Annotated in this window: 14 protein-coding genes, 4 tRNA genes and 3 rRNA genes; 5 read left to right on the forward strand and 16 right to left on the reverse strand. The window is 46.0% G+C overall.

Annotated elements, in window-relative coordinates; translation table 11 throughout:
• The first annotated feature begins 155 nt into the window (after positions 1-155).
• Both ppk1 and ppx read left to right on the forward strand, forming a co-directional pair.
• Positions 156-2,246, forward strand: coding sequence for a polyphosphate kinase 1 (gene ppk1 / locus VEA_RS14245; RefSeq protein ID WP_005391598.1), 2,091 nt, complete (start codon positions 156-158; stop codon positions 2,244-2,246).
• Positions 2,230-3,735, forward strand: coding sequence for an exopolyphosphatase (gene ppx, locus VEA_RS14250; RefSeq protein WP_006741900.1), 1,506 nt, complete (start codon positions 2,230-2,232; stop codon positions 3,733-3,735). The genes ppk1 and ppx overlap by 17 nt, the downstream gene beginning before the upstream one ends.
• 34 nt (positions 3,736-3,769) lie before the next feature.
• Here ppx and VEA_RS14255 read toward each other — a convergent pair whose 3' ends face one another.
• The 3 genes from VEA_RS14255 to phoB are packed head-to-tail and all read right to left on the reverse strand — an operon-like array spanning position 3,770 to position 6,757.
• The gene (locus VEA_RS14255; RefSeq protein WP_006741901.1) at positions 3,770-4,729 is read right to left on the reverse strand and encodes a PstS family phosphate ABC transporter substrate-binding protein; all 960 of its coding nucleotides are present in this window, start codon (positions 4,727-4,729) and stop codon (positions 3,770-3,772) included.
• On the reverse strand, positions 4,729-6,027 hold the full coding sequence (gene phoR / locus VEA_RS14260; protein ID WP_006741902.1) for a phosphate regulon sensor histidine kinase PhoR: 1,299 nt from the start codon (positions 6,025-6,027) through the stop codon (positions 4,729-4,731). Before phoR ends, VEA_RS14255 begins: the two co-directional genes overlap by 1 nt.
• 40 nt (positions 6,028-6,067) lie before the next feature.
• Positions 6,068-6,757, reverse strand: a complete 690-nt coding sequence (phoB, locus tag VEA_RS14265) for a phosphate regulon transcriptional regulator PhoB (RefSeq protein WP_005381752.1) — start codon at positions 6,755-6,757, stop codon at positions 6,068-6,070.
• 224 nt (positions 6,758-6,981) lie between these two features.
• Between phoB and rdgC the strand changes: the two genes are divergently transcribed.
• From rdgC to VEA_RS14280, 3 genes are all read left to right on the forward strand, one after another.
• Entirely contained in the window at positions 6,982-7,896 is a 915-nt protein-coding gene (gene rdgC, locus VEA_RS14270; RefSeq protein ID WP_006741903.1) for a recombination-associated protein RdgC, read from the forward strand.
• A 165-nt stretch (positions 7,897-8,061) separates the two neighbouring features.
• On the forward strand, positions 8,062-9,462 hold the full coding sequence (gene trhP / locus VEA_RS14275) for a prephenate-dependent tRNA uridine(34) hydroxylase TrhP (protein WP_006741904.1): 1,401 nt from the start codon (positions 8,062-8,064) through the stop codon (positions 9,460-9,462).
• A gap of 2 nt (positions 9,463-9,464) precedes the next feature.
• The gene (locus VEA_RS14280) at positions 9,465-9,719 is read left to right on the forward strand and encodes a YfhL family 4Fe-4S dicluster ferredoxin (protein WP_031780214.1); all 255 of its coding nucleotides are present in this window, start codon (positions 9,465-9,467) and stop codon (positions 9,717-9,719) included.
• 42 nt (positions 9,720-9,761) lie between these two features.
• Here VEA_RS14280 and VEA_RS14285 read toward each other — a convergent pair whose 3' ends face one another.
• The 13 genes from VEA_RS14285 to rluD all read right to left on the reverse strand — a co-directional run bounded on the left by VEA_RS14285 (position 9,762) and on the right by rluD (position 22,258).
• On the reverse strand, positions 9,762-10,070 hold the full coding sequence (locus VEA_RS14285) for a hypothetical protein (protein WP_005391608.1): 309 nt from the start codon (positions 10,068-10,070) through the stop codon (positions 9,762-9,764).
• 322 nt (positions 10,071-10,392) lie between these two features.
• A complete protein-coding gene (gene mepA / locus VEA_RS14290; RefSeq protein ID WP_006741905.1) occupies positions 10,393-11,229 on the reverse strand; it encodes a penicillin-insensitive murein endopeptidase in 837 nt (278 codons plus the stop codon).
• 12 nt (positions 11,230-11,241) lie between these two features.
• Positions 11,242-11,574, reverse strand: coding sequence for a DUF1904 domain-containing protein (locus VEA_RS14295; RefSeq protein ID WP_005391613.1), 333 nt, complete (start codon positions 11,572-11,574; stop codon positions 11,242-11,244).
• A 336-nt stretch (positions 11,575-11,910) separates the two neighbouring features.
• Positions 11,911-11,987: transfer RNA gene (locus VEA_RS14300), tRNA-Trp, on the reverse strand.
• A gap of 35 nt (positions 11,988-12,022) precedes the next feature.
• Positions 12,023-12,099: transfer RNA gene (locus tag VEA_RS14305), tRNA-Asp, on the reverse strand.
• A gap of 46 nt (positions 12,100-12,145) precedes the next feature.
• Positions 12,146-12,262: ribosomal RNA gene (gene rrf / locus VEA_RS14310) — 5S ribosomal RNA — on the reverse strand.
• A 93-nt stretch (positions 12,263-12,355) separates the two neighbouring features.
• Positions 12,356-15,244: ribosomal RNA gene (locus VEA_RS14315) — 23S ribosomal RNA — on the reverse strand.
• 264 nt (positions 15,245-15,508) lie between these two features.
• Positions 15,509-15,584: transfer RNA gene (locus VEA_RS14320), tRNA-Ala, on the reverse strand.
• A 45-nt stretch (positions 15,585-15,629) separates the two neighbouring features.
• A tRNA-Ile gene (locus tag VEA_RS14325) sits at positions 15,630-15,706 on the reverse strand.
• Positions 15,707-15,773: 67 nt separating this feature from the next.
• Positions 15,774-17,326 (reverse strand): 16S ribosomal RNA (locus VEA_RS14330).
• Together the 16S, 23S and 5S rRNA genes with 4 tRNA genes alongside form the textbook arrangement of a ribosomal RNA operon.
• Positions 17,327-17,832: 506 nt before the next feature.
• Positions 17,833-20,406, reverse strand: coding sequence for an ATP-dependent chaperone ClpB (gene clpB, locus VEA_RS14335; RefSeq protein ID WP_005397478.1), 2,574 nt, complete (start codon positions 20,404-20,406; stop codon positions 17,833-17,835).
• A gap of 144 nt (positions 20,407-20,550) precedes the next feature.
• Positions 20,551-21,279: a peptidoglycan editing factor PgeF gene (pgeF, locus tag VEA_RS14340; protein WP_006743119.1), complete on the reverse strand. Its 729-nt coding sequence runs from the start codon at positions 21,277-21,279 to the stop codon at positions 20,551-20,553.
• A 1-nt stretch (position 21,280) separates the two neighbouring features.
• Positions 21,281-22,258 carry a 23S rRNA pseudouridine(1911/1915/1917) synthase RluD gene (rluD, locus tag VEA_RS14345; protein ID WP_005385913.1) on the reverse strand — a complete coding sequence of 326 codons (978 nt, stop codon included), beginning with the start codon at positions 22,256-22,258 and terminating at the stop codon, positions 21,281-21,283.
• Between the last annotated feature and the right edge of the window lie 73 nt (positions 22,259-22,331).

Raw genomic sequence — 22,331 nt, forward strand, 5'->3', positions numbered from 1 at the left:
ATTATATTACAGATCACATTAAACACCTGAAAAGAATACAACTCTTATGCAATGCGTGGTATGAAATAAATCTGTAATGAAAATCTCATAATGTTCTCACTCATCCATTTTTCCAAGATGAGTACGTATTACTTCACTTTTGGCTAGGTAAGGTTATGAGCGCAGAAAAACTATATATAGAAAAAGAACTTAGTTGGTTGTCTTTCAACGAACGAGTATTACAAGAAGCTGCCGATAAAACCGTCCCTTTGATCGAACGTATTCGCTTTCTTGGGATCTTTTCCAACAATTTAGATGAATTTTACAAAGTACGCTTTGCTGACGTGAAGCGCAGAATCCTAATCAGCCAAGAGCGCGGTGGCAGCGATAGCCCTAAACGACTGTTAACCAAAATGCAGTCGAAAGCACTCAAGCTTAACGAACAATTTGATGAGCTTTACAGCGAATTGATTCGAGAAATGGCGCGACGTCGCATTTTCTTGGTCAACGAACAACAACTGGATGAATCGCAACAAAAGTGGATCGCGAAATACTTCCGTAGAGAGGTCATGCCGCATATCACTCCTCTGCTAATGAAAGATGAGATCGATGTTCTGCAATTTCTCAAAGACGAGTACGCTTACATCGCTGTAGAGCTACGTAAAGAAGAGCATTACCAGTACGCTTTGATCGAAATTCCGACCGATCACCTTCCCCGCTTTGTGATGGTACCAGAACAGAAAGGAAAGCGTCGAAAAACCATCATCTTACTTGATAATATTATCCGCCACTGTTTGGATGAGCTGTTCAAAGGCTTTTTTGATTATGATGAGCTTAGCGGCTATGCGATGAAAATGACGCGTGACGCCGAATACGATTTACGCAACGAAATCGAATACAGCTTGCTCGAACAAATGTCGGAAGGTGTCAATCAGCGACTGACAGCAAAGCCCGTTCGCTTCGTCTACGAACGTGATATGCCGCCCCAAATGCTAGAGTTTCTTTGTAACAAGCTCAATATCTCTAATTACGATAACCTTATCCCCGGCGGCCGCTATCACAATTTTAAAGACTTCATTGCTTTTCCAAATGTTGGGCGAGAGTACCTTGAAAATAAACCGCTTCCGCCAATGAAATGCGCCGATTTCGAAGGTTACGCTAACAGCTTTGATGCGATTAAAGCGAAAGATATTCTGCTCTATTACCCCTACCACACTTTTGACCACATTAGTGAGTTGGTGCGCCAAGCCTCCTTCGATCCGAAAGTACTTAGTATCAAGATTAACATTTACCGTGTCGCGAAAGATTCTCGCTTGATGAACTCATTAATTGATGCGGTGCACAACGGCAAAAATGTCACAGTGGTCGTGGAGCTGCAGGCTCGCTTTGATGAAGAAGCCAATATCGAATGGTCAAAAGTGTTGACCGAAGCTGGTGTGCACGTCATCTTCGGAGCGCCTGGCCTTAAGATTCACTCAAAGCTACTGATGATCAGTCGCCGTGAAGGTGAAGAAATTATTCGCTACGCGCACATCGGCACAGGCAACTTCCATGAGAAGACGGCACGAATTTATACCGACTTCTCTCTCCTTACCGCAGATCAAGAAATCACTAACGAAGTTCGTAATGTCTTCGGTTATATTGAGAATCCATACCGCCCAGTGAAGTTCAACCACCTCATGGTATCTCCACGTAATTCTCGAACCCAAATCTACCGCTTAATTGATAATGAAATTGCGAATGCCAAGCTAGGAAAGAAAGCCGCTCTTACGATCAAGGTCAATAACCTAGTCGATAAGGGCATCGTCAATAAGCTATATGGAGCAAGTACGGCGGGAGTGAAAATAAATATGATCATTCGCGGCATGTGCTCATTAGTACCGGGCATTGAGGGGATCAGCGACAATATTCGCATCATCAGTATTGTTGACCGCTTTTTGGAACACCCACGAGTGGTGATTACCCATAACGATGGCGATCCGCAAGTCTATATCTCTTCTGCTGACTGGATGACAAGAAATATCGATCACCGCATTGAGGTGGCGGCGCCAGTCCGTGATCCACGTTTGAAACAGAGAATTATTGATATAACGAATATCCATTTTACCGATACAGTAAAGGCTCGTTTTATAGATAAGGAAATGAGCAACGCTTATGTACCACGAGGTAATCGCAAAAAAGTTCGTTCTCAAATCGCTATCTATGACTATCTTAAAAATATAGAAAAGCAAACTAGAAAACAAAATTCAGATGCCTCAAATACTTGAACAAGATACTCGCTACATTGCCGCGATAGACCTCGGCTCAAACAGTTTCCACATGGTGGTGGCCAAGGTTGTAGGCAGTGACTTACAACTGGTTAGCCGTCATAAACAGCGTGTTCGCTTAGCATCAGGACTCGACAGTGAATTGAACTTAAGTCATTCCGCGATGGAACGTGCGTTAGAGTGCTTAGCCATGTTCGCTGAGAGACTGCAAGGGCTTGATGAGTCGAATGTGCGTATCGCCGCGACACACACACTAAGACGCGCTAAAAATGCTCATCTATTCATTGAGCGTGCGAAAGAAGTGATGCCCTTCCCAATAGAAATCATCCCAGGGGAAGAAGAAGCCCGCTTGATTTACTTAGGTGTCGCTCACACTCAAGTAGAGTCAAACTCCAAGTTGGTCGTTGATATTGGCGGCGGCAGTACCGAAATGATCATTGGACAAGAGTTTGAACCTGAGCTTCTCAACAGTAAACAGATGGGATGCGTCAGCTTTACAGAGCAATATTTTAAAAACGGCAAACTGTCTGGGAAAAACTTTAATAAAGCGATGTTAGCCGCCGAGCAAAAACTCGAGTCCATCGCTTCAGCATACCGTAAAAAAGGCTGGGATATCGCTCTCGGCTCATCAGGAACCATCAAAGCGATTCAAGAAGTGCTAGTAGGATTAGGTTTTGAAGATGGCCTGATCACCGCGAAGAGACTGGACACGCTTATTGAAACTCTGTGTAATTTTGATTCAATTGAAGAGATTGAACTGACAGGTTTAACAGAAGAACGTAAGCCCGTATTCGCGGCAGGCGTGGCGATTTTGTCCGCAATTTTCAAAGCACTTCGCATTGAGCAGATGTTTTTCTCCGATGGTGCTCTGCGCGAAGGCCTGTTGTACGAAATGGAAGAGCGTTTTGCGCGCTCCGATATACGTATGCGCACAACTGAAAATTTAGCCAACAAACACCGGGTTGACTTAGAGCATGCTGCTCGTGTTAAAGGCCATGCACGTGAGATGTTATGTCAGGTGCGCTCTGAACTAGGCATTAAGAAAAAGAGTGAGTTATTTGACTTACTAGAATGGGCAGCATTGCTTCATGAAGTCGGATTAAGTATCAACTTACGTAGCTTCCATCGCCACTCTTTCTATATTCTGTTGCATTCCACTCTACAAGGCTTCAACCGTGAACAGCAATTAGTGCTCGCAACATTAGCCCGCTTCCAGCGTAAAGCGCTCAAACTGCAAGAACTGCCAGATTTCAACCTCTACAAACAAAGTGACGTGATAAGCCTCATCAAAATATTACGACTTTCTATCGTATTAAATGGACAGCGTAACGAAGATCCATTGCCTGACATCACTTTATCCATCAAAGATGATGAATGGATTCTTACGTGCACAGATAAAGCATGGCTAGAAAACAACAAATTGCTTCATGCTGATTTACAGGAAGAACAAGAACGTTGGGACAGCGTGAAGTGGACACTCACTTTCTGATCTCGTGCTGTTCATACCTAAACAAAAAGTCGGCTTACAGGCCGACTTTTTGTAACTCTTCTTCTGCAAAATCTGCCGTAATGGGCACATAACCATCTTTCTCAACCAACGCTTGCCCCTGAGCGGAGAAAATAAAGCGAATAAACTCGGCTTCAATTGGTGTTAATGGGTAATCCGGGTGCTTATTCACGTAAACATATAAGTAACGTGATAGTGGGTACTTACCACTAACAATATGTTCTCGCGTTGGCGTCACGTAGTCATTCCCCGTTTTTGCCACCGGAACTAAGCGTACGCCTGCCACTCGATAACCGACACCGGAATAACCGATTCCACTGATGGTTGACGCTACAGCTTGCACAACTGACGCGGAGCCTGGCTGCTCGTTAACTCGGGTCTTGAAATCTCCTCCACACAAGGCATTGCTTTTGAAGTAACCATAAGTTCCAGAAACGGAGTTACGACCAAACAACTGCACGTTTCGCTTTGCCCACTGTGATTCAAGACCGAGTTGCTGCCAGTTTGTGACGAATTGACTTTCACCACAGCGTAGCGTGGCAGAAAACAAAGCATCTAATTGACTAAAGTTAAGTCCTTGAATTGGATTGTCTTGATGAACAAAAATACCGATTGCATCGATGGCCACCCTGAGCGCCGTTGGCTTGTAGCCATGTTCACGTTCAAACGCTTCAACCTCTCTTAAACGCATAGGGCGGCTCATGGGACCAAACTGAGCTGTTTGTTCGGTCAATGCTGGGGGGGCAGTAGAAGATCCAGACGCTTGGACTTGCGCATTAATATTCGGGTAAATGGATTTAAACTCTTCAACCCAAAGTGTTGTCATGCCCGCAAGTGTATCGGAGCCGACAGAGAGCAAATTCCCGACAATCCCAGTCGTTTTATGATAATTCGGCAATGGTTTATCTTGAGCGACAGCCATACCGGAACAAGCGAGAGCCAGTAGACTGAACACTTTTGCGACTCTTAATGCCATTATTTCACCACCAAACGTTCAGGCAATACAAAAGAAAACTTACTGCCCACGCCCACTTCACTGTGAATTTCCAAATGAGCATCATGGTGGCTCAGCGCATGTTTCACAATAGCCAACCCTAACCCACTCCCTCCGGTATCGCGTGATCTTGCTTTATCGACGCGATAAAAACGCTCAGTAAGTCGATGGAGGTGCTGAGGCTCTATACCATCACCACTATCCTCCACCTCTAAGCATGCGCCTTGAGATGTCTGGAACCAACGAACATTAATGTTCGCGCCAGGCGGTGTGTATTTGACAGCATTATAAACGAGGTTAGAGATAGCACTACGTAACTGGTCATCATCGCCCAGTACGCGTAGGCTAGCATCAACATCAAATTTCAATTTATGTTGGTTGTCCCCACTAAGGCTGACCGCCTCTTTTTCTAGTACTTCTAGCATCGCAGGTACATTCACGACATCTTCAAGCTCATGCATAGGTGCCGCTTCAATTTTAGATAGCGTCAGTAGTTGGTTCACCAAACTGTTCATGCGGTTGAGCTGCTCCGTCATAACACCATGCGCTTTGCTCCACATTGGGCCCACAACCATGTCAGGATCTTCTGTCATCTCCAAATAACCTTGCAGCACCGTCATTGGTGTACGAAGTTCATGAGAAACGTTAGCAAAGAAGTTGCGGCGCATTCCCTCAAGTTGTTTTAACTGGCTAACATCACGCACCACCATCAAATGTTCACCTTCGGTATACGGTACGATACGTAGTTCTAGCATGCGTTCGACATTGAGTGGTGAGCGCATTTCCAATGGCTCAGAGAAGTCTTTCTTGTTGAGGTACTTGATAAAATCAGGCGTACGAATGAGGTTGGAGATAGGTTGACCAGAGTCTTCCGGCCAATGGAAACCCAATAAGTGTTGAGCCAGTTTGTTACACCAAACGATATTGCCTTCAGCACGGAACACCACGACGGCATCGGGTAACGATTCCGCACCATTTCTGAATCGGCGAATGAGATTAGTAAGCTCTTTGCGTTTACGACGTTGGCGCTGCTGTAAGCGATACAAGCCATTGAACAAAGATTCCCAGTTACCGCTACCAGACGGTGGCGTGAGGCGCTTTTCATCCCATAACCAAGAAGATAAACGTACTTGGTTATGCAAATGCCACACAAGCTGCAATGCCGTAGCTGCCAAAAGCAACCACGGCATATAACCGAATATCCAACCTACTATCACCCATGGGGTGTAAAAAAAAGCCAGCTCCCAGGCCAGCTTTTTCCACGTTAATCTTTCAACCACTCATAACTCCAGAAATGGTACCGGTAAGCTGCGTGTTAATTTATGCTTTTGTCGAGAAGCGGTATCCAGCACCACGAACAGTTTGGATCAGCTTATCATGACCTGCGGCTTCCAATGCTTTACGCAGGCGGCGAATATGAACATCGACCGTACGATCTTCAACATACACGTTAGTACCCCAAACATTATTTAATAGCTGCTCACGGCTATACACACGCTCTTGATGCGTCATGAAAAAATGTAGCATTTTAAACTCTGTTGGGCCCATATCTAATGGTGCATCATTAGCCGTGACACGGTGTGATACAGGATCAAGCTTCAATCCCTGCACATCAATTACGTCTTCCAGTGCGGTCGGGGTTACACGACGAATCACCGCTTTTAAACGGGCAACCAACTCTTTAGGAGAAAATGGCTTAGTAATGTAGTCATCCGCACCGACTTCTAAACCGCGCACTTTATCTTCTTCTTCACCACGAGCGGTAAGCATCACAACTGGAATGTTGCGCGTTAATTCCTCTCGCTTCATATGCTTGATGAAGTTAATGCCGCTGCCTCCTGGTAACATCCAATCCAGTAAAACTAAATCAGGGAAGGGTTCAGCCAGTTTGGTTACTGCAGTATCGTAATCTTCCGCTTCTACCGCTTGGTAACCTTTCTGCTCAAGTACGAAGCACAGCATTTCGCGAATAGGAGCTTCGTCTTCAACAACCAGAATCCTTCTAGACATAATTGAGTAACCTTATGTTCGTTGAGCTAATGAATTTAAGAGACAAAGCGCCTCTCTATGCATAAGCATTATCACTACCAATTATGACACTTTTGTGACCTTTGAAAACAAATTTTCATATAACTTTCTTTTGAGGTTCATTCGGATATTTTTCATTTCTATTAAGACATCAGCACAAAAATTCCCTATGATTAGTCCCTTGTCATCAAGCCTAGAGAAGATTTATGTGGTTTAAAAACTGTCTGGTATACCACGTTAACCGCGAGGTTACTTTCAACGCCGAACAACTAGAAACTCAACTGTCTGAATTCCGATTCACCCCATGTGGCAGTCAAGATAAACAGAAATTTGGCTGGGTCAGTGCAATGGGTGGACATGGCGACATGATGACTCACGTGTCAGAAAACCGCATTCTGATTTGCGCCAAGAAAGAAGAGAAAATGCTACCTGCCTCAGTGATCAAAGAGTCATTGAATGCAAAAGTAGAAGCAATGGAAGCGCAAGAAGGTCGTCCTCTGAAGAAGAAAGAGAAAGACAACCTGAAAGATGACATCGTAATGGATTTACTGCCTCGCGCATTTAGCCGCAGCAGCCACACTCACGTGCTCATCATGCCAAAAGAAGGGTTCATCCTTGTTGACGCAAGCAGCTACAAAAAAGCGGAAGACGTATTAGCACTACTTCGTAAAACCATGGGTAGTTTACCTGTTGTTCCTGCCATTCCAGAAGTAGCGATTGAAACAACGCTAACCGAGTGGGTGAAAACGGGCGACACACCTCAAGGTATCACCATGATGGACGAAGCTGAGCTAAAATCCGTGCTTGAAGAAGGTGGCGTGATTCGTTGTAAGAAGCAAGAGCTGACCACAGATGAAATCCGCAACCACATCGCAGCAGATAAAGTCGTAACGAAGCTTGCACTTAATTGGCAAGATCGTATTGAATTCATCATGACAGAAGATGCGGGTATTAAGCGTCTAAAATTCTCTGATGAATTGAAAGATCAAAATGACGATATTCCACGTGAAGATCAAGCAGCTCGATTTGATGCAGACTTCTCTCTGATGTGTGGGGAGTTCAGTGCTTTCCTACCCAACCTATACGATGCGCTAGGCGGCTTACCAAATCCCAACGCTTAATATTGTATAAAGGTTAACCATAACGCCCTCACTTTTTTTGAGGGCGTTTTTCTATCTGAAGCACAATTACCCTAGTCACAGTTCACATTTTGACGTAAAATTTGCGCCCCATTTCCATTAGGTGGAATTGGCCTGACTTGTGATCAGATAAAAGAGAATTGAGCAATGACAACTGAGAAAGCATTCGTACCTGAGCTACTGTCTCCTGCGGGAAGCCTGAAAAACATGCGTTACGCATTCGCCTACGGCGCAGATGCAGTTTACGCTGGCCAACCTCGCTACAGCCTCCGCGTACGTAACAATGAGTTTAACCACGAAAACCTAAAAATCGGTATCGATGAAGCACATGCTCTAGGCAAAAAGCTTTATGTGGTATGTAACATTCAACCACACAACTCGAAGCTAAAAACCTTCATCCGTGATCTTAAACCAATCGTAGAAATGGGTCCTGACGCATTGATCATGTCAGATCCAGGCCTAATCATGATGGTTCGTGAAGCTTTCCCAGAAATGCCAATTCACCTTTCTGTACAAGCAAACGCTGTAAACTGGGCGACTGTTAAGTTCTGGGCAGCGAATGGCGTGGAACGAGTGATCGTTTCTCGCGAGCTATCTCTAGAAGAAATCGAAGAAATTCGTGAGCATTGTCCTGAAACTGAACTTGAAGTATTCGTTCACGGTGCATTATGCATGGCTTATTCTGGTCGTTGCCTACTTTCTGGTTACATCAACAAACGGGATCCTAACCAAGGCACTTGCACCAACGCGTGCCGTTGGGAATACAAAGTGGAAGAAGGCAAAGAAAACGACGCTGGTGATATTGTAGAGAAGTTTGACCCATCTGAAGCACAGCCTGTCGAAGTACAAGACGAACGCCCTGAAACCACAATTGGTCGTGGTAAACCAACGGATGAAGTCGTTCTACTTTCTGAAGCGCACCGTCCAGAAGAAAAAATGGCAGCGTACGAAGATGAACATGGTACTTACATCATGAACTCTAAAGACCTACGTGCGGTACAGCATGTTGAGCGCTTAACTAAGATGGGTGTGCACTCGCTGAAAATCGAAGGTCGTACTAAATCATTCTATTACTGTGCTCGTACTGCACAGGTTTACCGCAAAGCAATTGATGACGCTGTAGCAGGCCGACCATTTGATGAAAGCCTAATGGGTACACTAGAGAGCCTAGCTCACCGTGGCTATACCGAAGGCTTCCTACGTCGTCATACTCACGATACCTACCAAAATTACGATTACGGCTACTCAGTCTCTGATGCTCAACAGTTTGTCGGTGAGTTCACTGGTAAACGTCGTGGTGATATGGCTGAAGTAGAAGTGAAAAACAAATTCCTTGTCGGTGATAGTCTTGAGCTAATGACGCCAAAAGGTAATGTTGTTTTCACGCTAGAAGCGATGGAAAACCGTAAGTCAGAGTCTATTGAGGATGCCAAAGGGAATGGTCACTTCGTCTTCATTCCAGTACCAGCAGATCTAGATTTAGAATACGGTCTATTGATGCGTAACTTGAACTCAGGGCAGGACACCCGTAACCCGACTGGTAAGTAATCATGGCCTTGCTCATTACTGACAAATGCATCAACTGCGACATGTGCGATCCCGAATGCCCCAATGGGGCAATCAGCATGGGAGAAAGCATTTTCGAGATTGACCCAGCTCTATGTACAGAGTGTAAGGGACATTACGAAAAGCCGACCTGTCAGTCAGTGTGTCCGATTACAAAATGCATCATCACAGACCCGGATCATGTAGAAACAGAAGAGCAGTTACTGGAGAAGTTCGTGATTATTCAAGGGTTGGCATAAGAACAAGTAGGTTCAACTTTGGAGACAAAGTTGAACCTTTTTTTAACCCGACTTTTCAATAGGATAGATATTACAAAACAACTCTTTTTCAAAATGAGACTCTAACCTATCTCGCCAATTTTCTGCTTGGGAAACCGGCACAAGATAAAAGTTTTCTCGGCTCGTGTCCGTAACGAAAGCCATTCCATATTGCATCAGCTCGTAATGCACATCATTAACAAATCCGGGATCAAGACGCTGACGTCCTGTCAGGTGATTTACATCAACCCGAGTCAATAAGACCCCTTTCGTTTCACTGCTAAATCTGTGTCTTAACCACTCTGCAAATTCTTTTGCACAAATCATAGTCATGGTTTTATCCTTGATTTACTCTTCTAGCAGGAGAAGTATCCATTCCTGCATCACACACTTGTCTGCCTTGTTATTGCTTCGCTAGCCAACTGACAGACATATTGCTAAGAAACCAAAGTATCGTGACGAAAGATCTTTCTAAACAGAGAAGTTACGACTTATCTATACTACAACTCTTTGTTTAATTTAGATTTCTATATTATGTCACCAAAACTAATTAGGTTAGTTTTTGTATTGGTATTATTCACTGTAGACAAAAGTATGATGTTTCTCCAGTTTCATAAAAGAGATACGTAAGGGAATATAAACCTGTAGAGTCACTCTAGTTAGTAGAGATAAGTGATTGGCATTGCGGTGGAATCGCTTTTTTTCGCTTGGGCTTAGTAATAACTTTCGCAGACGGAGGCTTATCGATAGGCTTAACTTTCGGTCCCCAACTAGCAAGCTCTACCCCGCAACCATCACCAGCGGGAGGCAGAGCTTGTTCAACACAGTAGCCACTCGACTCAGGACAAGATAACCTGACGTGGAAGTGGTAATGATGCCCCCACCAAGGGCGAACTTTACGTAACCAAGAACGTTCTTTGCCTTCTTCTTGCGAGCAAAGCTGCTCCTTAATAACAGGATGTACAAAAATTCGTGCTACATCCTCACTCTGTGCAGCATATCGAATCAGCCTAAAGTGCCTATCTTCCCAACGATGGTTAAGTATGGAATACCCTTTTAAGTCCACCACACTCATTGGCTTAGGGAGTTGTAATTCGTTATAAGAAAGCGGTTGGTCAGCGAGTCTTAACCAGATATCAATATCTAACCCAGTTTGGTGACTAGAATGGCCAGAAGAAAACCTTCCTCCTCGTGGTAAAGACAGATCACCTATAAGCAGCGTTGTGTTGAGATTTTGATGAGCTTGAAGCGCTAGGTTTTCAATAAACTCTATCGTTTTAGGGTGCCCATAGTAGCGTTTCGTTTTACTACGTAAAACTTGATAACCAACGCCATCAAGAGGCAAAGGTAATGCGCCATCCAAACAACCGTTGGCATAACTACCAATAGAGGAAGAAGAGTTTCGGGTAGGGTTAGCAACAGACTCCCAAGGAGTAGAGTATACAGAAGCTGAGAAACATAAACCCAAAGATACAATGAAACTCAGCTTCATAGCTTTTAGCCTTTAGTAGTGTTCGCCATTATCGTAATAAGCTTTAGGAGATAAAGCTGAAAAGATAACAGCAACATCAATATCTGCACCAGCAATACCACGAACTTGCTGTGTAATAAGCTTAGCAACTTTATCTTGTACTTCCTGACCACGGTCAAACCAAAGCACTTCGACAAAAGGATATGCAGCACTCACCTCACCCTCATTGAAAAACGTAGTGTAGATATACTCAAAAGTAAAATCCTCACGCGGACAGTCCATCAGAGGCTGAAGTTCATCCGTCAGAGGCTTTGATAGTGCCTGAACAGCTTGCGGCTCTACAGCACGGAATCGAAAATGTGGCATAAACTTACTTCCTAATTATTAGCATTAACTCATGATAATAACAGGAACCAAGTCAGTAATCATCCAAGCCAATGTAACCACTAACCTTTTCTATACACGTCATATAGATCAAGTAGTAAATCAACTAGCTCACTAACGAAGAGTAATGGGAGTATGAAGAGAAGTAAGAAAGGGTAAAACGATACACCGAAGCTTAGTGACGCAATCTATTGCAATGGAAAATAGAATGGCTTAAGTCACCGATGTAATATGTTCTTAAGATCAATGTGCATCAGATGTCGACAACTATTCGCTAGAAACGAAAAAGGCTCTGACCTAAGTCAGAGCCTTGATATATGGCAGGGGTGGAGAGATTCGAACTCCCAACACGCGGATTTGGAATCCGCTGCTCTGCCAATTGGAGCTACACCCCTGCAGTTCGTGTTTAATGAGACGACTCTCAAATAAGTGGCGGAGTGGACGGGACTCGAACCCGCGACCCCCGGCGTGACAGGCCGGTATTCTAACCAACTGAACTACCACTCCGCAGTGGTATCACTCGCTTGTAATCAGCAAGTGTCCATAATTTAAAGCCTGGCGATGTCCTACTCTCACATGGGGAAGCCCCACACTACCATCGGCGCTATTTCGTTTCACTTCTGAGTTCGGCATGGAAATCAGGTGGGTCCAAAACGCTATGGTCGCCAAGCAAATTCTTTAATTCGGAAAGCTGTTTCTTAATTCTCGTTCTTACACATTCAACGTTCTTTCATTGAGTCCATCAAAACCCCTTGGGTGTTGTATGGTTAAGCCTCACGGGCAATTAGTACAGGTTAGCTCAACGCCTCACAACGCTTACACACCCTGCCTATCAACGTCGTAGTCTACGACAACCCTTTAGGATACTTAAAGTATCAGGGAGAACTCATCTCAAGGCTCGCTTCCCGCTTAGATGCTTTCAGCGGTTATCGATCCCGAACTTAGCTACCGGGCAATGCGTCTGGCGACACAACCCGAACACCAGAGGTTCGTCCACTCCGGTCCTCTCGTACTAGGAGCAGCCCCTTTCAATTCTCCAACGCCCACGGCAGATAGGGACCGAACTGTCTCACGACGTTCTAAACCCAGCTCGCGTACCACTTTAAATGGCGAACAGCCATACCCTTGGGACCGACTTCAGCCCCAGGATGTGATGAGCCGACATCGAGGTGCCAAACACCGCCGTCGATATGAACTCTTGGGCGGTATCAGCCTGTTATCCCCGGAGTACCTTTTATCCGTTGAGCGATGGCCCTTCCATTCAGAACCACCGGATCACTATGACCTGCTTTCGCACCTGCTCGAATTGTCATTCTCGCAGTCAAGCGGGCTTATGCCATTGCACTAACCTCACGATGTCCAACCGTGATTAGCCCACCTTCGTGCTCCTCCGTTACGCTTTGGGAGGAGACCGCCCCAGTCAAACTACCCACCAGGCACTGTCCGCAACCCCGATAAGGGGTCAACGTTAGAACATCAACACTACAAGGGTGGTATTTCAAGGACGGCTCCACGCAATCTAGCGACTGCGCTTCAAAGCCTCCCACCTATCCTACACATGTAGGGTCAATGTTCAGTGCCAAGCTGTAGTAAAGGTTCACGGGGTCTTTCCGTCTAGCCGCGGGTACACTGCATCTTCACAGCGATTTCAATTTCACTGAGTCTCGGGTGGAGACAGCGTGGCCATCATTACGCCATTCGTGCAGGTCGGAACTTACCCGACAAGGAATTTCGCTACCTTAGGACCGTTATAGTTACGGCCGCCGTTTACCGGGGCTTCGATCAAGAGCTTCGACCGAAGTCTAACCCCATCAATTAACCTTCCGGCACCGGGCAGGCGTCACACCGTATACGTCATCTTGCGATTTTGCACAGTGCTGTGTTTTTAATAAACAGTTGCAGCCACCTGGTATCTGCGACTCTCAATAGCTCCATCCGCAAGGGACTTCACCGTCGAGAGCGTACCTTCTCCCGAAGTTACGGTACCATTTTGCCTAGTTCCTTCACCCGAGTTCTCTCAAGCGCCTTGGTATTCTCTACCCGACCACCTGTGTCGGTTTGGGGTACGATTCCTTACAATCTGAAGCTTAGAGGCTTTTCCTGGAAGCATGGCATCAATGACTTCACATCCGTAGATGCTCGACGTCGTGTCTCAGCCTTAAGAAGAGCCGGATTTACCTAACTCTTCAGCCTACGCACTTGAACCTGGACAACCGTCGCCAGGCCCACCTAGCCTTCTCCGTCCCCCCATCGCAATTGTAAGAAGTACGGGAATATTAACCCGTTTCCCATCGACTACGCCTTTCGGCCTCGCCTTAGGGGTCGACTTACCCTGCCCCGATTAACGTTGGACAGGAACCCTTGGTCTTCCGGCGAGGAGGTTTTTCACCCCCTTTATCGTTACTCATGTCAGCATTCGCACTTCTGATACGTCCAGCATGCGTTACCACACACCTTCAACCGCTTACAGAACGCTCCCCTACCCAATACTCAAAGAGTATTGCCGCAGCTTCGGTTTACTACTTAGCCCCGTTACATCTTCCGCGCAGGCCGACTCGACCAGTGAGCTATTACGCTTTCTTTAAATGATGGCTGCTTCTAAGCCAACATCCTGGCTGTCTGAGCCTTCCCACATCGTTTCCCACTTAGTAGTAATTTGGGACCTTAGCTGGCGGTCTGGGTTGTTTCCCTCTCCACGACGGACGTTAGCACCCGCCGTGTGTCTCCCGGATAGTACTTACTGGTATTCGGAGTTTGCAAAGGGTTGGTAAGTCGGGATGACCCCCTAGCCTTAACAGTGCTCTACCCCCAGTAGTATTCGTCCGAGGCGCTACCTAAATAGCTTTCGGGGAGAACCAGCTATCTCCAGGTTTGATTGGCCTTTCACCCCTAGCCACAAGTCATCCGCTAATTTTTCAACATTAGTCGGTTCGGTCCTCCAGTTGATGTTACTCAACCTTCAACCTGCCCATGGCTAGATCACCTGGTTTCGGGTCTATATCCAGAGACTGAACGCCCAGTTAAGACTCGGTTTCCCTACGGCTCCCCTAGATGGTTAACCTTGCCACTGAATATAAGTCGCTGACCCATTATACAAAAGGTACGCAGTCACAGGACAAGCCTGCTCCTACTGCTTGTACGTACACGGTTTCAGGTTCTATTTCACTCCCCTCACAGGGGTTCTTTTCGCCTTTCCCTCACGGTACTGGTTCACTATCGGTCAGTCAGTAGTATTTAGCCTTGGAGGATGGTCCCCCCATATTCAGACAGGATATCACGTGTCCCGCCCTACTCGATTTCACTGAATATGCGTCGTCAGTTACGGGGCTATCACCCTGTATCGCCAAGCTTTCCAGCTTGTTCACCTAACGCGTATAAAGCTTAAGGGCTAGTCCAATTTCGCTCGCCGCTACTTTCGGAATCTCGGTTGATTTCTTTTCCTCGGGGTACTTAGATGTTTCAGTTCCCCCGGTTCGCCTCGTTATGCTATGTATTCACATAACGATACTTACTTATGTAAGTGGGTTTCCCCATTCGGAAATCCCAGACTCAAGTGGTTTTTACTACCTAATCTGGGCTTATCGCAAGTTAATACGTCCTTCATCGCCTCTGACTGCCAAGGCATCCACCGTGTACGCTTAGTCACTTAACCATACAACCCGAAGGAGTTTCGAGTTGATGTTCAAATCACCAAAGTTGTCTCTCATTATTTGAATGAGCGAGAGACATTTCGATTTTGCCGGACTCAAATTCCAAGAACACTTGAATGTGTTTTTAGTTGTATTCATAAATGAATACTTTGAGAACTTTACAAACAACAATAAATTGTTGTTTTATCAGCTTTCCAAATTGTTAAAGAGCTAGATTTTCTGATGAAAACCATTTTTAAAGATTCTTTTTCAAGAACACTTAAAGATGGTGGAGCTATGCGGGATCGAACCGCAGACCTCCTGCGTGCAAGGCAGGCGCTCTCCCAGCTGAGCTATAGCCCCATCAAGGTGTGTCGATACTGTATGCCAATTCCTTGGGAAGGAAATTGGTGGGTCTGAGTGGACTCGAACCACCGACCTCTCGCTTATCAGGCGAACGCTCTAACCACCTGAGCTACAGACCCAGTATCGTCTCTTAAACTTCATAAACCGTATCAATCTGTGTGAACACTCATCGCAATAATCATCGTATAAGGAGGTGATCCAGCGCCAGGTTCCCCTAGCGCTACCTTGTTACGACTTCACCCCAGTCATGAACCACAAAGTGGTAAGCGTCCCCCCGAAGGTTAAACTACCTACTTCTTTTGCAGCCCACTCCCATGGTGTGACGGGCGGTGTGTACAAGGCCCGGGAACGTATTCACCGTGGCATTCTGATCCACGATTACTAGCGATTCCGACTTCATGGAGTCGAGTTGCAGACTCCAATCCGGACTACGACGCACTTTTTGGGATTCGCTCACTTTCGCAAGTTGGCTGCCCTCTGTATGCGCCATTGTAGCACGTGTGTAGCCCTACTCGTAAGGGCCATGATGACTTGACGTCGTCCCCACCTTCCTCCGGTTTATCACCGGCAGTCTCCCTGGAGTTCCCGACATTACTCGCTGGCAAACAAGGATAAGGGTTGCGCTCGTTGCGGGACTTAACCCAACATTTCACAACACGAGCTGACGACAGCCATGCAGCACCTGTCTCAGAGTTCCCGAAGGCACCAATCCATCTCTGGAAAGTTCTCTGGATGTCAAGAGTAGGTAAGGTTCTTCGCGTTGCATCGAATTAAACCACATGCTCCACCGCTTGTGCGGGCCCCCGTCAATTCATTTGAGTTTTAATCTTGCGACCGTACTCCCCAGGCGGTCTACTTAACGCGTTAGCTCCGAAAGCCACGGCTCAAGGCCACAACCTCCAAGTAGACATCGTTTACGGCGTGGACTACCAGGGTATCTAATCCTGTTTGCTCCCCACGCTTTCGCATCTGAGTGTCAGTATCTGTCCAGGGGGCCGCCTTCGCCACCGGTATTCCTTCAGATCTCTACGCATTTCACCGCTACACCTGAAATTCTACCCCCCTCTACAGTACTCTAGTCTGCCAGTTTCAAATGCTATTCCGAGGTTGAGCCCCGGGCTTTCACATCTGACTTAACAAACCACCTGCATGCGCTTTACGCCCAGTAATTCCGATTAACGCTCGCACCCTCCGTATTACCGCGGCTGCTGGCACGGAGTTAGCCGGTGCTTCTTCTGTCGCTAACGTCAAACAACGCCGCTATTAACGACGCCGCCTTCCTCACGACTGAAAGTACTTTACAACCCGAAGGCCTTCTTCATACACGCGGCATGGCTGCATCAGGCTTGCGCCCATTGTGCAATATTCCCCACTGCTGCCTCCCGTAGGAGTCTGGACCGTGTCTCAGTTCCAGTGTGGCTGATCATCCTCTCAGACCAGCTAGGGATCGTTGCCTTGGTGAGCCCTTACCTCACCAACTAGCTAATCCCACCTAGGCATATCCTGACGCGAGAGGCCCGAAGGTCCCCCTCTTTGGCCCGTAGGCATCATGCGGTATTAGCCATCGTTTCCAATGGTTATCCCCCACATCAGGGCAATTTCCTAGGCATTACTCACCCGTCCGCCGCTCGACGCCGTTATCGTTCCCCGAAGGTTCAGATAACTCGTTTCCGCTCGACTTGCATGTGTTAGGCCTGCCGCCAGCGTTCAATCTGAGCCATGATCAAACTCTTCAATTTAAGATTTTGTTCGGCTCAATGAATACTGAACATTACATAAGTAATGTTTGAATTGACTGTGCTGAATCCGAAGATTCAATGGTCACTTCGTTTCATTGAAACCTAATTTGAAACCGAAGTTTCTAATTGGATTACCATCAACGAGTGCCCACACAGATTGATAGGTCTATATTTTTAAAGAGCACACTTTGAAGTTCTCTTCAAAGTGGACGGCCATTTTAGCTAGATAACTTATCGTGTCAAACACTTTTTAAGTTATTTATCTGCGAGTTAATTCTTAACTCGCTGACCTTGGTTGTCTAGGCTTCGCTTAACTTGCTTTCCCTTGACAACGGAGGCGCATTATAGGGCGTTCATTAAGGAACACAAGTGCATTTTTAAAAAAAACTCACCTTTTTAGTTCATTCGTATAGAAAACAGGCAAAAGGTTCTAAAACATTATAGAAAAGGGGCCAAATGGCCCCTTGAATGTGATTTTTATCTCATTTCTTATTGTATCCGTGCAATTACTGATGGGCACGAATTTGGTCATTAGTAACGATTAGCTGCACTTTCTTGTCTGGAACAATTTCACCAGAAAGAATCGATTTGGCTAATGGGTTCTCGACATTCTGTTGAATTGCGCGTTTTAAAGGACGCGCACCATATACAGGGTCGAAACCAACTTGAGCGATCAAATCGAGTGCTTTGTCAGAAACCTCTAGTTGATATCCTTTTTCTTCTAGTCGTTTCGCCAAACGTTCTAATTGAATAGAAGCGATGGACTTGATGTGTTCTTGACCAAGTGGATGGAACACCACGATTTCGTCAACACGGTTCAAGAACTCAGGACGGAAGTGTTTGCTAACCACATCCATTACTTCACTCTTGATACCTTGATAGTCTAATGTTGCGAAATTCTCTTGGATACGAGATGAACCCAAGTTCGATGTCATGATCACAACCGTATTACGGAAGTCAACAGTACGACCTTGACCATCCGTTAAACGCCCATCATCGAGAACTTGCAGCAGAATGTTAAATACATCCGGATGCGCTTTCTCTACTTCATCTAACAAAATTACCGAATACGGCTTGCGACGAACCGCTTCCGTTAAGTAACCACCCTCTTCATATCCGACATAGCCTGGAGGCGCACCCACTAATCTTGCCACTGAGTGTTTCTCCATGAACTCAGACATGTCGATACGGACCATCGCATCTTCGCTGTCGAACATAAAGCTCGCAAGTGTCTTACAAAGCTCTGTTTTACCTACACCAGTTGGACCTAAGAATAAGAAGGAGCCAATTGGTCGGTTTGGATCAGAAAGCCCAGCTCGACTACGACGAATGGCATTCGATACAACAGAGACTGCTTCGCTTTGCCCTACCACACGATTATGCAGTACGTCTTCCATACGAAGTAGTTTCTCTTTTTCCGCTTCTAGCATCTTGGATACTGGGATGCCAGTTTGCTTAGAAAGTACTTCTGCAATCTCGTTGTCGGTTACTTTATTACGCAATAGTGTCATTTCCTGCATTTCCGCTTGGGTTGCAAGATCTAACTGCTTCTCAAGTTCAGGAATACGACCATATTGAAGTTCCGACATGCGGTTTAAATCACCAGCTCGGCGAGCAAACTCCATGTCCATACGAGCTTGTTCAAGCTCAGACTTAATATGTTGAGTGCCAGAAAGTGCGGCTTTTTCTGTATTCCAAACCTCTTCTAGTTCAGCGTACTCACGTTCTTTTTCATTGAGTTCTTCATTAAGCGCTTTCAAACGCTTTTCACTCGCTTCGTCGTGCTCGTTACTAAGCGCCTGTTGCTCAATCTTAAGTTGGATAATTTTACGTTCAAGCTTATCTAATGACTCTGGCTTAGAGTCAATTTGTAAACGAATGCTTGAAGCCGCTTCGTCGATTAAGTCGATCGCTTTATCTGGCAGTTGACGGTCAGAAACATAACGATGTGACAAACTCGCCGCTGCAACAATCGCTGGGTCAGTAATTTCAACGTGATGATGAAGCTCATAACGCTCCTTCAAGCCACGTAAAATCGCCACGGTATCCTCAACGGTCGGCTCATCCACCAGCACTTTTTGGAAACGACGTTCTAACGCCGCATCTTTTTCGATGTACTGACGATATTCATCCAGTGTTGTTGCGCCAACACAGTGCAGTTCACCACGGGCTAATGCAGGTTTGAGCATGTTCCCCGCATCCATTGAGCCTTCACCTTTACCCGCACCAACCATAGTATGGAGCTCGTCGATAAACAGAATGACATTACCTTCTTCTTTAGCGAGTTCATTCAATACCGACTTCAAGCGCTCTTCAAATTCACCACGGTACTTAGCACCAGCAACCAGTGCGCCCATATCTAATGACAGCACACGGCGACCACGCAAACCTTCTGGCACTTCATTGTTGACAATGCGCTGAGCTAAGCCTTCAACAATTGCGGTCTTACCTACGCCAGGTTCACCGATGATCACAGGGTTGTTTTTAGTACGGCGCTGCAATACTTGGATGGTACGGCGAATTTCATCATCACGGCCGATAACCGGATCCAGTTTGCCCTGTTCTGCTCGCTCGGTAAGGTCAATGGTGAACTTTTCCAATGCTTGGCGAAGCTCTTCTGCATTCGGATCATTAACCTTTTGACCACCTCTGATCTTTTCGATTGCTTGGCTAACTTTTTGCTCTGTTAAACCTATCTCTTTGAGTAATTGCCCCAATGGTCCGCGATCTTCTAAAGCAGCAAGCAGGAAGATTTCAGACGAGATATAGGAGTCTTGACGCTTTTGCGCCACTTTGTCACACAGGTTAAACAACGTGCCCATCGAACTAGAGAGCTGTACATCTCCACCGATGCCACTGACTTTTGGTAATCGATCTAGCATTTCACTCAATTTAGAGCGTAAATGCGTTACGTCCACATCCAGCATAGTAAGCAATGGACGAATTGGACTGCCATTTTGGTCAAGCAAAGCCACCATGAGGTGAACTGGCTCGATATATTGATGATCGCGCCCTAACGCTAGTGATTGAGCATCAGAGATAGCGATTTGAAACTTACTTGTGAATCGATCAAGACGCATATCTACCTTCCTAACCTCAACTAAAGGAAATTCTTTTGACAGTTAGAAAGATGGATACTCAGAGGAGGAATTTCAAGGGAGTGAATGAATAAAGATAGCTTTGCAAAAATAGCACTATGCATCTTGGCACTTTAGTGCTTATAACTAATCTTCAATCCAAATAAAGGTGGCTTGTCGACCAGTTTTACCATCACGGCGATACGAATAAAAAGAGGCTTTATCTTGGTAAGTACAAAGTCCAGAGTCAAACACTTGTGTCACTCCAGCTCGATTTAGACGTTGCGTTGCCAGCACCGACATGTCAGCAAACCATTTGCCGTCGATATCGCGTGGAGTGAATGCTTGATGCGCCTGTGAGTCAAAATCAACAAAAGCTTGCAGAACATCTTCACCCACTTCAAAGGCTTGAGGGCCAATGGCAGGGCCAAGCCACGCTATCACTTCACCTGAAAATAACGCTAATGCATTTTCGACAATACCATTTGCTAAGCCGCGCCAACCTGCATGAACGGCAGCGACCTGCGTGCCTTGTGTATTAGTCAATAATACAGGTAGACAATCGGCGGTCATCGCTGAACAAACAACATGGCTTGAAGAAGTAAATACACCGTCCGCATCAAGCACTTGTGTTGTTGGTTCATTTGCTTGAGCCACAACGGTCGAATGCGTTTGGTTTAACCAGATTGGCGCATTTGGCATGTTCGCCTGCTGCGCCAACCAAGCTCGGTTCTTCTCTACTAAAGACAAATCATCCCCAACGTGAGTACCTAAATTTAGCCCTTGATAAGGGCCTGTCGAAAAACCGCCTATGCGTGTTGAGGCAAAAGCTTTGACATTTTTAGGCGCACGCCAATTCGGAATGATTGTCTTCATCTTAGAACTCTTCCGGTAAACCGTGCTCTTCCGTATCTTGACGAAGCGCTTCAGTCATCGCCACCATGTCATCAGGCACAGGGGCATGGAACTCAAGTACTTCTCCCGTAATTGGATGTTCAAAGCGTAGCATTACGGCGTGCAATGCTTGGCGATCGAAGCCACGGATCATTGCCGTTAGCTCTTCAGAAGCACCTGTCGGGATGCGAGCACGTCCACCATATGCAATATCACCGAGCAGCGGATGCTGAAGGTAAGACATGTGCACACGGATCTGGTGCGTACGACCCGTTTCAAGACGCAGACGGATACGTGTGTGTTCGCGGAAACGTTCAGCGACACGGTAATGTGTTACCGCTGGTTTACCCATTGGTGCTACCGCCATAAGCGTGCGCTTGGTAGAATGACGACCAATAGGTTGGTCCACTTTACCGCCCGCTGTCATACGACCAATAGCGATCGCTTCGTACTCTCGAGTAATATTACGTTTTTGCAGTGCGCGAACCAGACGAGTTTGTGCAGGAACGGTTTTCGCCACCACCATCAGACCCGTTGTGTCTTTATCCAGGCGGTGCACAATGCCAGCACGAGGCACTTCTGCGATATCAGGGTAATGATGCAACAACGCATTAAGCACCGTACCATCTGGCGTACCGGCACCTGGGTGAACCACAAAGTCACGAGGCTTATTGATAACGATAATATCGTCATCTTCAAAAACGATATCTAGCGGGATATCTTGCGCTTCCCAGCGTTCTTCATCTTCTAACTCGGCTTGCAATGTAATTTCCTCGCCACCCATTACTTTGGTGCGAGGTTTGGTGACAACTTCACCATTAACTTGAACTTTCCCATCAAGCAGCCACTCTTTCAGGCGCGAGCGAGAGAAGTCCGCGAATAATTCGGCGATAGCTTGGTCTAAACGTTGACCTAACTGGCTATCTTTTACGGTATTTGTTAATACAATCTGCTGAGCCATATCGAACTTTTTTAAAAACTGTGAGACTAATGCTCACGACTGTGAAAAAATAGACTATTACGTCATTGTATCT

It is taken from the genome of Vibrio antiquarius, from assembly GCF_000024825.1.
In the GTDB taxonomy this organism is placed as follows: Bacteria; Pseudomonadota; Gammaproteobacteria; order Enterobacterales; family Vibrionaceae; genus Vibrio; species Vibrio diabolicus.